This window comes from Dactylosporangium sucinum, from assembly GCF_014647515.1.
GTDB lineage: Bacteria > Actinomycetota > Actinomycetes > Mycobacteriales > Micromonosporaceae > Dactylosporangium > Dactylosporangium sucinum.
The window spans coordinates 41,881-57,031 of record NZ_BMPI01000048.1 but is presented as its reverse complement, the minus strand read 5'-3'; the positions used below and the strand labels follow the sequence as shown (position 1 = coordinate 57,031).

The 15,151-nt window shown below is 70.5% G+C and carries 1 protein-coding gene (cut by a window edge); it reads right to left on the bottom strand.

Features of this window, described 5'->3' with window-relative positions; translation table 11 throughout:
• On the bottom strand, positions 1 to 15,151 hold the beginning of the coding sequence (locus tag IEZ31_RS37835) for a WXG100-like domain-containing protein (RefSeq protein WP_190254907.1). 16,262 nt of this gene lie to the left of the window's left edge; only the first 15,151 of its 31,413 coding nucleotides appear in the window; its start codon is at positions 15,149 to 15,151; its stop codon lies beyond the left edge, outside the window.

The following is a 15,151-nucleotide window of genomic DNA, read 5'->3' as shown; positions in this document are numbered from 1 at the left end:
GCGTCTCCTCGGTCACGCCGTCGATCCGGGCACGCAGCGACGCCAGCCCGTCGGCGAAGGCCCGCCACGCGGCCCGGGCGTCCTCCCCGGCCTCGCCCTGGTCGGCGACGGCCGCCAGTACCCGCGGGTCCAGTTCGTCGGCGCGCCGGGCCGCCGCGTCGACCTCGGCCCGCAGCCGCGCTGCGTTCCGGTGCGGAGGCGGAGTGAGCGGTGACCGGGGCAGGTCGAACTCCACCTTGGCCGTCAGCACCGTCGCGCCGCCACCGCTCTGGCCGGAGCCGCCCTGGCGGGATGCGCCCGACCGGATCCGGGTGGGCAGGTAGTGCTGGTCGACCAGCACGATGACGTGGGTCGGTGCGTCGTCGGTGGCCCCGGCCAGCACCGCCTGGCCCTTACCTTCCGAGAGTCCCTGCAGGTTCACCCGGAAACTGCCGCCGTTCGCGTTCGAGATGCTGCTCGCCCACCGGAAGAACTGGGTCACGACCATCCAGTAGTAGTCACCCCGCGCGTTGTCGAACTCGCCCAACTCTGCCACCGAGCTGGCGAGCTCCTCGATGGTCAGCGCCGCCGATCCTTCGCGGACGATGGGGTGGTTCGCCGGGTAGATCGCGGCAAAGTCGAGGTGGAGTTCCCGCTGAATGGTTTCGTTCACCAGCGATCGCCGCAACAGACTGGCGAGGAACTGCCGGAACCCTTCCGCGCTGTTGATGTCGCCGGGGACCGGGAGCCCGGCGGCGCCGGCGACCAGCCGGGCGGCCTGGGTGAGGAGTTCCGGCGTGACCGTCCTGAGCGCCGACGCGAAGACGCAGTTCCCGTCGGACGGCACCCAACCCACCTGAAGGCCGTTGTCCGCGAGCCACTCCTGCTGGAGCGGCCTCGGTGCGTACGTCCGTCCGGGCAAGGTGTCGTTGCCCTCGTACCACCAGATCGGTCCCTGCTGCTGCTGGCCGGTGTCCTGGCCTTCGTACCGTTCCCGCTGGCTGTCGAGAATGTTCGCGATGAACTGGTCGCCGATCCCCGACGTGAGCAGACTCTCCAGGTTCCGCAGCCGGTCGCCATCCGGGTCGGGACGGCTCGCGATGTAGCTCCGCAGCCTCGTTTCGGCCTGTTCCCGTCTGGTCCGGTCACTGCCGGCGGTCTCGTCGCGTTCGGCCGGCTTGTCCCGGGACGGTTCCGCGTCTCGGGGCCGATGCGGCCGCGCGACCGGGCTACCGGGCTGGGCGGACGGGCCGGCGGCGGAGCGCACGGCGATGCTCTGGAGGGGTACGGCTGTTTCGTCGTCCTCGAACGCTATCGCCATTTCGCTGTGGTCGTCGTCGCCCAGGCCGATCTCCAGGTCGGGATCCGTTGCGGGAGCGGTGGGCCGCTCGCGCGGGCGCAGCACCGACGGGTGGAGGTGATCCTCCTGCCGGTACTGCTGCAGCAGGCCGCGGAGCTCATTGACGAGCGCCCAGGTCCTGGTGACGTTCATGACGGTGTCGGTGCTGATGTGGCTGTGCACCAGCGCCCGTCTCGCGGCTTCCTCGGGATGACCCTCGATGTACACCTCGAGCTGGGCCAACACCGTGTCGTACTGGTAGTCCAGCTCGCGCCGCTCGGCGCGGCTCGGGCTCAGGTGAGCATCGAGCGACGTGCCCCCCGTTTCGAGGTCCACGGGGAGAGCGGGGACGCCGATGGACTCATCCGGGCGATCGGCCGGCCGGGCCGGGTCGTCGAGGTCCTTGTGCGCCAGCGTCAGGCTGATCCGGCGGGGCGAGGGCGGCGGGAACGGCGCAAGAATCTCGAACGTCTCGCCGGGTCCGCCCCTGAGGATGCTCTTGGGCAGGTTCTCGTCGGCGGTCGACCCGGTCGGCCCCGGCCATCCGGGCGGTTGGGTCATGCTTGCCGGCCTCTCGACCGGTTCGGTCGGGCGGTACTCGTTCTCGCCCACCTCGACCAGCACGAGCGGCTGGCCGGTCTCCGGCCCGCTGATGGTCGAGACCCCGCTGCCGGTCATCGTCTCGATCCGGATCCCGAGCATGGTCGCGATGGCCGACCGTGGCGGCAGCGGCGCGTCGTCCGGCAGCCCGCGCAGCTGCGCGATCAGCGTGCGAAGCTCGTCGGCGGTCGTTTCCGCGATCTGCTCGATCGCGGCCGAGGGCCAGGGGTGCTGCCGCGCGGTCGCGATGAGCGACTCGAGCCACGAATCCGGCCCGGGCTCCTGATCTTCCGCCGTGAGCCGGCGGTCGGCCAGCGCCGTCTCCTGCTCGGGCGTCAACGGCAGGGTCGCCAGTTCCGACGCCGGTTGCCGGCCGCGGATGAGCTCCTCCACGTCGGCCGAGATGTCCCGCCGGCGGCCGCGGGCCAGCTCGACCAATTCGTCCCGGCTGATGCCGAGGCGCACGCACTCGTCGAGCAGTCCGGCAGGCAGAGCGTCGACCGCGAGTTCCGCCTCGGCCGGGCGCGCGCTGCGGGTGTTGGTCTCGAGCTCGGTGTACCACCCGTCCGGCGCCACGCTGAACCGGGCGGTCACGTCGCCGTCCTCGTCGCGTACCCGCAGCTCGACCGGGGTGTGCAGTTCGCGGGCCAGTGCGCGGGCGGTCCGCAGCGGGTCGTTCTGCAGGTGTGCCAGCAGGGGCGGCTCGCGCCTGGGACCGGCCGGCTGGGCGTTGTTCACCGCGGCGGTCATCAGGGTCACGAGGTCCCGGCCGGCGCGGTTCTCCGCGTACTCCGCGTGCACGGCGGCGATCTCGCGCCGCGTCAGGTGTTCCGCGGCCCAGGCGTTGAGCTGCCGGTGCTGGTCGGGGGTGCGGGCCTCGACGACGACCACATCGCCCCGTCGCGGCCGGAGCCGCCGGCCGAGCTCGCGCGCATGGGCCCGGAGGGCGAGGTCGGGTCGATCCGCGGGCACTCCCGCGACGGCCTCCGGATTGAACCTCCCGACGGCGTCGGCCAGATCCAGGGTCGGTGAGCCGGGTCCACCGACCGGTGCCCTGCCGCGCCCTTTCCGGTCCGTCGTCCTGCCGAACTCGGCGCGGCGCTGCCGCTGTACCAATGCGTCGTACTCGGCCTTGAACATGACGACGTACACGTCCCCGCCGAACTCGTCGCTGGTGCGGCGCCGGCCCGTGGAGGTCGGGCGCCACCAGTGCACGACCCGCTTCTGGCCGTCGAGCCGGTACCTGCCGCGCAGCCGCACGAGCACGGCGGGCCCCTGCTGTTTGACGTGCTCCTCGCGCCGGTGCGCGTCGGCGTACGTGCTGGTGTGCGACTTGGGCGCGTCCCGGCTCAGGCCGGTGTCGCCCTCGGTGCGGTGCGCGCCGTACGACTCGCCGGGGTTGGCGTCGTCGGTGACCGTCAGCCTGGCCGGGCCGCCCGCGTCCATGCTGAGCGCGACATAGGGCGTGTCGTGGGTCGTCGAAGCGCTCACGCCCTGCTGGTACTTCACGTACCGGCCCGTGCCGGTGCCGTCGAGCGCGCTGACGACCTCCATCTCCTCGAGCCGGCCACGCAGCGTGAGGTCCGCCCGGCGGCTCGAGTGTCCCGGCACGAACGCGCCGGTGGCGATCGGCACGCCACCCGGGGCGAAGGCGGCATCGATGAGGTTGGCCGCGAGCAGGTCGCGGGTGGTGAGCGCCCGCACGGACACGCTCGTGTGGTACCCGGGGCGGGTCACCCAGCGCGACGGCCACCAGCGGTTCCACTTGACCGGGCGTTCGAAGAGCGCACCGAGCAGCCGGCGGCTGGCGGCCTCCGCGCCGTGGAACTGTACCGCGTCGACGAAGGCATCCTCGGGCAGCCAGGCCGGGTTGAGGCTCGCGCGGAGGCCGGTGGGCTGCGAGAGCTTCGTCGCCTCGGCGACGCTCCGGGGGATCTTGAGCTGCACCCGGCCGGTGACCGTTCGACTGAACTCCGGTCCCCGGTCCCGGCGGCGTTCTCGCCGGCGGGAGATCGGACTGGCCAGCCACCTGGCGAGGTCGCCGACGACGGCGGCCGTCACGCGGACGGCAGCCAGGGGCGCCCGGAGCACGGTCGAACGGTTGCGCGGTCCCGACATGAAGTACCGGAAGCGGGCGATGACCCGGTTGGTCAGCCAGTTGGTGACGCGGCGTCCGCCGAGCTTCTTGCGCCGGGCCGTGACGATGTACTCGACGTCCGCGTCGGCGTGGTACTGATTGCCCCAGTCATAGACCGTGCTTTCCTCGGTCCACTGCTGGTTCTCCGCCGATGCGAAGGAGTACCCGTCGGCCCACCGGATGCCGGGGCCGCCGGTGACCTTCTGCTGCGTGTCGCGACGCTGCTCCTCGGGTGTCGGCGTCGTCTCGGGCCGGTTGTCGAGTGTGCCCTTGAAGCCGACGGAGGTACCGCGGGTGAACTGCCGCCGCGTCGCCGTCCGGCGTTCGACGTACCGGTGCCGGTACATCTCCAGCCCACTGCCCTTGATGTAGTCGCCGAACCGTGGCTCGCTGACCAGCCGAGCCTTGACGTTCACCTCGATGACGTTCTCGCCCAGCCAGGCGTGTGGGTTGGGGAAGGGGATGGTGAACCCGTCCGGGCTCAGCGTCTGTTCGAGCAGCGCCTGTTCCCGCCCCCCGTCGAAGAGGGCCTGGATGGCGTCGACCCCGGCCTGCAGCCTCCCCACGTACGGGGCAGACTGCGGGCTGCGGTGCCACCACTTCCGGCGGGCCGGGTCGGGCGCCGTCGGGATGTTGGCGTGGGTCTTGCCGAACAGGCCGGGCGCGAGGCTGTCCACGGCCTGCATCACCAGGTCGGACAAGCGCCGGTTCTCGGCCAGGTTCAGCGAGTGGACGCCGTTGTGGCCCAGCGAGGCGTGCCCCGGTTTCAGGTACGGCGGCACGCTGAGCCGGCGGGTCTGCATCGGCTCGGCGAGGTCGACCCCGAACTCGGCTCGGAAGTCCCGGGCTACCTCGTCCGGCATCTCGAGGTCCGCCCAGGCGTGGCCACGGGCCAACTCGCGGGCGGCGTCCTGGCGCAGTTCCCGATGCGGATCCGACCCGGTGGCGGCGGCGGTCTTCGCCCACCGGGTGAGGACGCGGGCCCTCAACTGGGGAGAGCTCTCCAGTTCGCCGCTGCTCCACGCGGCGAGAATTTCCAGGAGTTGATCCGCGTCGAGCGGCACCTCGCCGTTCGCGTAGGCCTCCAGCGCGTCCGGCTCCGACAAGACGTAGATCATCGGCTCGACGTCGTCGATGGTGCGGTCGGCCGGGACGTGGTTGCTGTTCGGCAGCAGCTTCGCCCGCTTCGTCTTGCCGATGCGGAGGTTGTACGAGACGGGCGCCCGGAACGCGTACCCTTTCTGGAAGCCGAGTCCCAGTTCCTCGCGACCACCGGTCTGCCGGGTCGCCCGCTCATGACCCGCACCCCACCGCATCGCGTGGCTGACCGATCCGCTCAGCCCGGTCACGTCGGTATGCCCAGGATCTCCGCCGGCGGCGACGTCGAGCGGGGCGACCCCGAGGCCCTTTCGCCGGCTCGTGGACTGGCCGGCCTGGGTCAGGGAGAGCTTGATCAGGCCGAGGACGTAGGGGTCGTTCGTCGCGCCGACGAACTGCGACGGGCCGACGTCGGCCTTCAACGACACGATGCGGTGCTTGTCCCGGAAGAACCTCGTCTTGAAGGGCCCGTCGGTGGTGACGCCCTCGGTCACCTCGGCCCACTGGGACAGGACCTGACTGTGGCTGAGGAAGGTGGAGAGCTCCTCGTCGGCCGTGCCGCCGGGCTTGGCCATCCCGCCCATGTGGGCACGGGCCGTCGGCAGCAGCCCGGTGACATCCAGATAGGCGACAGCGGCCTTCTTGAAGATCGACTTCGGTGTGTTCTTCCGCCCGGGCACTGTCTCCGCCTTCGAGACGCGGTGGGACGGCTTTGTGTTGAAGGCCGGCACCACCCGCACCGTCGCGGTGGTGGAGATAGGGGGAAGCGGGTGCGGAAGGCGGTGGTCGGTCACCGACCCGATCCGCGGCAGGCGCAGCCAGCCCAACACGTGGTTGAGGAGCCGCTGACCTCGGCGCCACCACGACTGCCGCTCGTCGTGCTGGATCACGACCCGGATGTTGGTCGTGTGGTCGAACTCGGTGAGGTCCTTCTGGTACTCCATCAGCCGGGGCATGTTGCTGACGTGGTTGACCGATTCGTCGCCGCTGACGCCCAGGTCGAACTCCACCCCGATGCCGGCCCCTTGCAGCTGCTTGCCGGCCTTGGACGGCATGAAACGCAACTTTGCCCCGGTCGCGAATCCCTGACCTCCGCCAGCGGACGCGCCGGCGAAGTCGAGCCCCATCTCGAGGTTCACGATCTGCCGCTCGTTGGTGAGCCGCGGATTGGCGGTCGGATCCTTGATGACGGTCCTGCCCGTTCTGTCCTCGTTCGTTGCAGGGCGCGCAACAATCGTCACCCGTGCCGAGCGCACGCGGAAGTTGGTGAACCAGCCGGTGTGGCGCTTGACGAGGCTGAACTCGAACCCGTTCTGATGGATGCCGTCGAAGTTCGCCCGCAGCGCCGCCTCGGAGAGGAGCTTGCGCAGCCGCACGCCGTTGTTGACCTGGCTGTCGCGCTTGCGGCTGAACCAGTTGTTGCGCTTGAACGTGTCGTCCGGGTCGCGGACCAGATAGCCGTACTTGTCCAGTTCCTGTTCGATCCGGTGGACCAATCTGTCGACGAGTTCCGGATCGATCTCGACGAGCCCCATGCCGACGCCTCGGCCCTTGCGGACGTGATGCGGGACGGTCGGCGGTGTGGTGGTGGTGAACGTCGTCGGTGGTACCTCCGGCGGTACCACACCCGGCGGGGTCGGCGGTTCGATCGAGTACGCGACCGCGTCGGCGGTGGGAACCCGGACCATCGCCCGGCCTCGAATGGTTCTCGGCTCGTAGTTGGAACCAGCATGCCTGAGCCGGGTCGTCGGCCGCGCTCTGCGTGCGGCGTCCCGGGCCCTGACCAGGACGTTGCGGCGCCGGCGGACCTGCACGGTCGCCTGGTGCTCGAGCGCCATGTCGTACGCGGAGGTGTAGCTGGCATACCTCGACACGTGGACCCAGAGACCGATCCGGCCGGAGGAGGTGCCGTCCCGATCGTTCCACGACCAGCGTGCGTAGGGCAGCTTCAACCCGAACTTCAGCTTGGGGACCTTGACGAACAGGAACTCGAGGCTCGGCTCGACGACGTCCTCGTTGGTGATCGACGTCCCGGCCGTCGTGCCGGCGATGGCGGTCTGCACCTCCTCGACGTGCGCCTTGTTGCTCGGGCCACTGATCGGACGCGGTGGTCTGCCGGGGGCGCGACGGGTCCGGATCCGGACGTTGGCGGTGATCCGTCCGTCCTCGACGAGCGTGAACTCGTAGCCGCGATGCCGGTTGACCGCCTTGTCCAGATGGGTGTCGAGATTGGACACCCGATGCCACACGGAGTCCCGCAGCGGGTGGCCCAGCGGTATCGGTCCGCGCTCCTTCTCCAGTTGTTTGATGATGTCGTCGGCGAGCAGGTGCAGGCTCGTCAGGTTCGAGGCGTAGAAGGCCTTCGGCAGGCGCTGATCGGCGTTGACGGGGATCGACTGCTTGGGCCGGATCGCGGCGGCCAGTGCGGCGGCCTCGCCGGGCTTGCCGCGGGTCAGGTACTTCTCCGGCAGCGCGAGGGTCAGCCGTTCCGTGGGGCGGATCTGCGTCGGGGTGATCTTGTCCCAGGTCTGCGCGGCACGCGTCCGGACGCGCAGGTGGTACGTCGCGTCGGCCGACAGCAGAGCGCCGTCCTCGCGGGTGTCCTCCACCCGGCCGACCTCGGCGTCCCGGACCGTGCCGGTCGAGCGGTTGATGAGGTTCCGGACGTGCCGCAGGGCGACGCCGAGCCGCACCGACATGAGCCTGTCAGCGATGCCGAAGGAGAACCCGATCGAGCCGCCGAAGCGGAACCAGCCGGTCGGGCCCGAATGGCTTTCGCTTTGCGCGCCAACCTGGAAGTTGCCGTGGATCGTCTCGTTGGCCCGGACCTGACCGGCTCGGCCGGCGGGACTCTCCCGGGCACCCCGGGTCTTCCCGGCCTTCGCGCCCCGGCCCTTCTTGCCTTCCTTCTCTTTCTCGTCCTCGTTGTCTTCGGTTTCTTCTTTGTCCTTCTTCTCCTTCTCGTTCTCCTTCTCGTTCGGTGTGTCCGCTGACTCGGGCCACGCGTTCTCCCGGCGGGGGTTCGTCAGATCGAGCCGGACGAGCACCTCGATGTTGCCGAGGACGACGACCATCCCGTCGCCGACCAGATGCCGGTAGTTTTTGAAGAGGGTCTCCGGGAGTTGGTCCCCGGCGTAGGTCTTCTCGTCAGCGCCGTGCTGGTCGGCGTACCGCCGCAGCGTGGTGACGAGACCGGCGAGACCGGGCAGCGTGTTGACCGGAATCCCCGCGGCGAATGCGACCTCGTCGAGTTGGCCCCGTTCGCCCACCCGCGCGGCGGGGGCTACCGGCCGGAAGTCGTTGAGCGGCGCGCGACTCGTGTACCACGAGTCGGCGATGTCGACGTGTACCGTCACCGTGCCGCGGCCCCCGCCGTCCCCGGTACCGTCCGGCGTCCGGGTCCTGGCCCGGTGCCGGAAGATGACCATGGGCGCGTTCTCTCCCTTGGTTCTGGCGAGTTCCCTGAGTTCCCCCTGGACCAGCTCCTCCAGACGAGTGGCTGCCGACTCGGCCCGGCGCCGGCCCAACTCGGTTGCCGACAGGATGCGGGGCAGGCTCCGATTGCCGGTCGTGATGCCGAAGCGGTGACCGTCGCCGTCGCCTTCGAGGGTGACGATGACGGGCGCACCCTCGGGCGGTCGGTTGGCTGCCATGCGGGCGACCCGCCGCGCCACCTCGCGGGCGACCCCATTCCACGCCGGACTGGACGCGCGGAGGGTCTGCGCGCTGCGAGGGAGGAACCGCAGCGCAATGGGCGGGGTGTTGACGACGGACGCTTTCTCGAGCGCCGGCGGGGGCACGGCCGGGACAACGGCGGGGGAAGGCTGCGGCTGCGGCGGTGGCTGGGGGAGGAAAGCGTGGAACTCCGCCTGGCCGGTGCCGCTCTGGACACGGCGGTAGAGCCGGACCGGTTCATCGGTCGTCCCGGTGACGTGGAAAAGGACGGACCCCACACCGTCGTCGACGACGACCGAGCGAGCCAGCAGGACGGCGAGGAGCACCGGCGCGGTACTCGTGCGATCAAGCTGGGCGTCTGGTCGCAGCAGGTCCCCCAGCGCGGCACGCAGCGCGTCGTCGTCCCCGTGGGGCACGGTGTCCAGGAGCGGGCTCCCGAGCTCCCGGAACGAGGCGAGCTGAGCCGGCGTGAGCCGGTCGAGGCGGGTCAGGAGGTGCTCGCGCAGCTCCGTCACGACGTTGGCGAGCGCGGCCGTGCTGACCGCGCGCCGGGTCTCGTCCCGATCAGCGCGCAAGCGAGCCAGCTCGGCCCTGGCGTCGTCCCCCCAAGCCACCAACCGCTCGATGGCATCGAGGTCGGAGTAGACCAGCGCGGCGAGGAGATGGTTCCCGTCACCCAGGAGGAAGGCCCGGTCCTCGGATCGCAGCCGAGACGGTTCGGCCAACGGCGTCGCGCTGCGCCCCGGCGGGTCTTCCGGTTGGATCGCAGGCTCGGCGGGCGTCTGCGAGCCTTCGCTGCCCTTGTGGGACGCCGGTCGTTCCACGCTGAAGACGTCCGCCATCGTGAGGCCATGCTCGGCCACGACGTCCGGAAAGGTCCGACCCTCCTGTTCCAGGTCGTGCAGGTACGCCTGCCACAGCTGAGGATTGTTCTTCGTGAACGCCTCGAAGCTGTTGTCCCTGGCTGGGGGAAGCTGGTCGAGTCCGTCGGGAAGATCCTCGTGCAGCAGGTTGTCGCGGTTGATGCGCAGCATGTCCAGGTAGGCATCCACGCGATCCGACACGGTTGCCGTCCGCAGTCGCGCGATCTCGTAGAGCGGGTGTATCTGCCTGGTTGTCCGCCATGACGTCTCGGTCGGGAACTGCAGCTCCAGCAAGTTGCCACCGGGGTCTCGCAAGGGCACGTTCAGCCCGTACCACCCGTTGCCGGGGCGCCAGAAGTTCTTGATCTCGTTGTCGCCGGGCACCTCGTATCCACGCTGCGCCAGCCCGGCAAGCAGTTCGCGAACCGTGCGACCGTATCCCGCTTTGGAGACCTGCACCGAAAATCGGACGGTGTCTTTGATGTCGGCGAGGAACGAATCCAGTGTGACTCTTGTCGCGAGGTTCCGGATGCGGAACTTCCGCGCCAGGGAGGCCAGCGTCTTGGCCCGATGCTCGGTGCCGACCAACCGGGCCCGCTCGCCGTTCGGATCGATCTCGTTGATCGCCTCCTGCATCACCGACAGCGCCTGATCCGCTCGCTGCCGCGCCGTGTCAGCCGCGTGCTCAAGGATTGCCCGCTGGCCGGGCTCGAGCACTCTGAGCAGTTCCTGCTCGACATCCTGTGTATCGGTCGAATGCTGGCCCGGTGACGTGTCCCCGAACTCCCGTCGGGGTGGCGCCGCGTCCGTGGGTGCCGCCGGCGGTTCGGAAATCGTTGCCCGTCGAGGTGCCTTCCTGACCGGCAGGCTCGGTTCCGGCGTTTGCGGCTGCTGACTGCCGGTAAATGCCGACGGCGCGGCGGAAATGGTTGCCCGTCGCTTGGATACCGTTCCGCCCGGCAGGGTCGTTGTCTGCGCGTCCGACTGCTCGCGCGGCGACGCCTCGCTGGACGAGCGCGGTTCGATGGCGACGGATCCCCGGCGCGGGGTTGGCGGCAGGCTCGTCCCGTGTGCCTCGGGAGTCGCTCCTTCCGGGTCGCGCTGCTTGCGAAGGAGGCTGACGAGCAGCGGCAGGCTTCCCGCAGGCTCGGCGAATTCTTGCCGGCGGGGGGGACGGCGGCCGGGGAACTGGTGGTAGGGCCGGTCGTGGAGCCCGAGGTGTTCCGGACCGGGGAGTTCCGCCATGGTGAGACCATGGTCGGCGACGACGTCCGCGAAGGTCCGACCTGCCCGTTGCAGGCCGTCAAGATAGCCCTGCCATTGTTCGGGTCGCGCCCTGGTGATTTCCGCGAGGCCCTTCTCCTGAGCCGGGGGGAGTAGGCCGAGCTCATCGGGCAGGGTTGCGTTCAGCCCATTGTCCCGGTTGATCCGAAGCAGGTTCAAGTAGGCGCTGATCCGATCCGCCATCGGTGCTGTCTTCAGGCGCACCACCTCGTGGTGCTTGCGCGCCTGCTTGGCCGCCTGCCACGATGTCGCGGTCGGGAACTCCAGCTCTATCAACCGGTCGTCGGGGTCCCGCAATTTCATGGTCAAGCCGAACCATCGGTTGCCGGGGCGCCAGAAGTTCACGATGTCATCGTCGCTGCGTAGTTCGTAGCCTTGCTGCCTCAAGCGGTCCAGCACCTGGCGGACGGTCGAGCCGTAGTTGGTTCGGGACACCTGTACCGAGAACCGGACGGTGTCTTTGTTCTCGGCAAGGAACGACCGGACGTCGATGCCTTCCCACAGATTCAGGTCGCGGAACTTCCGAGCCAGGTCGACCAGCTTCTTCGCTCGGTGACGTGTGCCGACCAGCTTGAGCCGCCTGCCGGTCGGATCGAGTTCCCCGGTCACCCGCAGCATGACCGCGTGCGCCTCGAGAGCGCGCTGGTCCGCCGCCTTGGACGCATCGAAGAGAGCGTCGTAGTCGGCCGGCTGCAGGCCTCTGAGCAGCTCCTGCTCGAACCGTTGGACGTCGAGCCGTGGCCTCTGGCGCGCCAGCACGCGCGATGGCGGCCGGGCCGGCGATGTCTTTCTGGCGGTCGCGGTCGGTAGGTCGACGCCGGCGGTGTCCGTCGGCAGGGGCACGATCGTGCGGGGCGACCCCATGGCGCCGGTCGGCCTGGAACTTCCGCCTTGCTCGGCATGGTCCTGCCGGGAAGTACGCGCAGTCGTTGGCCGCCCTCGTTCGTCGTCGAGCATGTTGGGTGACCAGGGTGCGTAGGGATCGTCCTCGTCCACGAACTCCTCGACCACCTCCGGTATCGGCGGCTGTTCCCTGGCCGCGTTCAGGCGGGTGAACGGGGGTAGCGAGGCATGCGCGCTGACCGGGGTGGTCGAACCGAGTGGGGTGATTGAGGGCAGTGGGCTGGTGGAGGGGTGCGGGCTGCCTGGGGGCAGCGGGCTGGTGGAGGGGTGCGGGCTGCCTGGGGGCAGCGGACTGGTGGAGAGGTACGGGCTGATCGAGGGCAGCGGGGTGGTCGACGGCAGCGGGGTGGTTGGGGTGGTCGACGGTTGGCCGGTCGCGGCGGAGAGCTGTTGCAGCCGCTGGAGGAAGCGGCGACGGACGGAACCCGTGGCCTCCGAACGTTCGCCATGGTCCGGCTCGGCCGCCAGCGGGCGCGACGACTGCGCGGGCGACATCGACAACGGCCCGGTAGGCGTCGGCTGTGGCGTCGCCGGCTGTGAGGGTTGCTCGGACTGTTGCTCGGGCGGCTCTGATCCCATCGACGGCATGGTCCACGACCGGCTTCTGCCCCGGCGGGGATTGCTGCCCGCGGCCCGTGCGCCGGTCGGCGCGTCGGACAAGCCCCGGGTCCGGGCGTCACGTCGCTCGGCGCCGAGGTCGACCGCCCGGCCGTCCGGTCCGAGCACCAGGATCTCGGAGTCGGGCGAGCGGAGCTGGCTCGACCAGAACTCGGTTTCCGGCGTGGTCACCCGGGCGTCGTGGGTGAACGAACCCGGCTGCTGCGGGTCCACGAAGCGGGGCACGACCTGCGTCCCGCTACCGGCCGAGACGACCCAGTAGACGTGCGAACGAAACTTCTGCGGCCGGGAGACGACGAGCGCCATGGCGCCCGCGTTGTCCGACAGGTACGCCAGCACGCTGTCGCCGTCGTTGGTGGTGGGCGTGTCACCGCCGAGCGCGCGGACGAGCTCGGACGCGTCGACGGCCGACGGTCCGTGCCGGACCGCCTCGGCGAGGCCGGATCCGGCCAGGCCGTCGCCGCGGGCGGGGTTGGCCCGGCGACCGTGCACCTCCGCGAACACGTCCCAGGCCAGCGGCACACAGTCCACCGCGGGCTCGCCGGTCCGGCCCGGCCGGTGTTCGGCCTGGCGGATCCAGTCGTCGAGCGCGGAGATCCGGGATGCCGGGTCGGTCGGCAGGGTGCGGTCCCATGGGCGTACGCGGTCGGTGTCGGCGTGCAGATCTGCGGTCGCCTCGCCGGCGGCCAGGGACGCGTCGACGCTGGCCGGGGCCGGCGGGTTCGATGCCGTGCCGGGAAGCGGCGTCCCGGCCGGCGGGGTCGCGTCGGGTCCGGTCTTGACGTCCGACGTGTTCGTGCCGGACGCAGAGTTGGAGGTCTGGTTGCCGGGTGTGGTTCCGCCGGGTGCGGCAGACGTAGCTGCCGGGCCTGCCGTGCCTGCCGGGCCGGCCTGACCGATCGGGGCGGCAGCGACAGCCGGGGTGACCGTCACCGCCTGCGTCGGCCCGTCGCCGCCGACCGGCCCCGGGCCCGGCTGCCCGGTGGACACGCCGACCGTGTCGGATGCGTTCAGTCCGAACGAGGATTCGTCGGTGGTGAACGGGTCCCTGCCGGACCACGGCTCGGTGCCGTCGAACGAGTCCGCGCTGGACATCGAGCGGTCGGAGAAGCTGGTCACCGAGGAGGTGTCGGAGAAGTCGGTGTCGTCGAACGACGAAGGGCGGGACCCCATGTCGTCGAAGGGCGAATCCCCGTAGGCCGCGCCGTCCCAGTCCTTGGTCGCGGACCAGGCGGGCTGGGCGGTTGGTTCCGTGGTCGTGTTGACCGGTCGGGCCGTTTGGGTGCCGTTCGTGGAGGCTTCCGGCGCTGCGGCGCCGCTGGTGGCGGTCTCGGGGGTCCTGGCCGGGTCCGACGAGCCGGTTCCGCTCCCGGCGGCAGGACCGGTCGTGCTGCTCGGTCCGGTTGTGGTGGTCGCGGTGGCCGGATCCGTGGTGGTCGTCGTGGTTGGGGTGGTCGTCGTCGTCGGGGTCGTGATGGTCGGGTTGATTGCCGTTCTCGTGGTGTTCGGGTCGGACGTGCCGTGGAACTTCTCGTTGAGCGCGGTGCCGGCGGACTCCCCGCCGAAGTCGAGGGTGCCGCTGAAGGCCCCCGAGGTGGCCGTCCCGCCCGTGACGGTGAAGCCCTGGCCGTTGACGGCCATGACGGTGCCCTCGGCGACCACCTCGATGGAGATGTCGGCGCTGACCGCCGTGCTGTACTCGGCCGAGTGTTCGCGCACCCGCTCGGCGACCGTCGGCGCCGGCTGCGGCGCGCGTGGCGGCGTCGGCGAGGGCACCGGGTCCGGGGTCCGCGCCGGCGGGGTCGGGACCGGCCGCGGCGTGGGGGTCGGCGCCGGCGTGGGGGTCAGGGTCCGCGGCGGTGGCGTCGGGTCCGGGGTGGGGGTCAGGGTCCGCGGCGGTGGCGTCGGGTCCGGGGTGGGGATCGGCCTCGGTTTCGGGCCGTCGGGGATCATGTTGGTCGGCACGTGGGCCCTGGTCATGAGCCTGCCGACGTTGGCGAACGCGGGGCCGAGGAGGGACCCGATGACGCCGGCGATCGTGCCGTCGCGCACGGACTGCCAGAACTGCGACTCGTCGAAGTTTCGCCGCGTGCCGAGCAGCATCTGGATCCGCTGGATGATGGCGTCCATCAGGCCCTCGGTCGCCGACTCGCTGCCGACGACGAGCAGCGCCGCCAGGACCAGGCGGGCGAACAGGATCCGGATGATGAAGCGGAAGATCGCGATGCGGGCGGCGAGCCAGGCCAGCGCGGGTCCCGGGTTCGCCAGCGCGAAGGCGAAAGCGATCACGAACGCGGCGAACATCTCGACGGTCGACGCGAGGATCATCATCTTCTGGTACTGGACCTGGGTGCCCGCGTCCTGCGTGGTCTTGGCGACGCTTCGCAGGTGGTCCGCGGCGGTGGTGACGTAGCCGGGCGAGCTGACGTAGTCGTTCATGCTGTTGAGGAAGGCCTCCTGCGACCTGCCTCCCACGCCGTCGCGGACGCGACGGACCGCGACGGCGAGCTTCGGGCGGGCGGCCTCGGTGCCGTCCGCCGCCGCGAAGAACCCGGTAGCCAGCTTGAACAGCCGCATCGCCTTGGCGCCGGGGAACTTCTCCCCGGTGATCCAGTACAGGAAGGCGGCGAGCCGTTCCGAGATCTCAATTTCCAC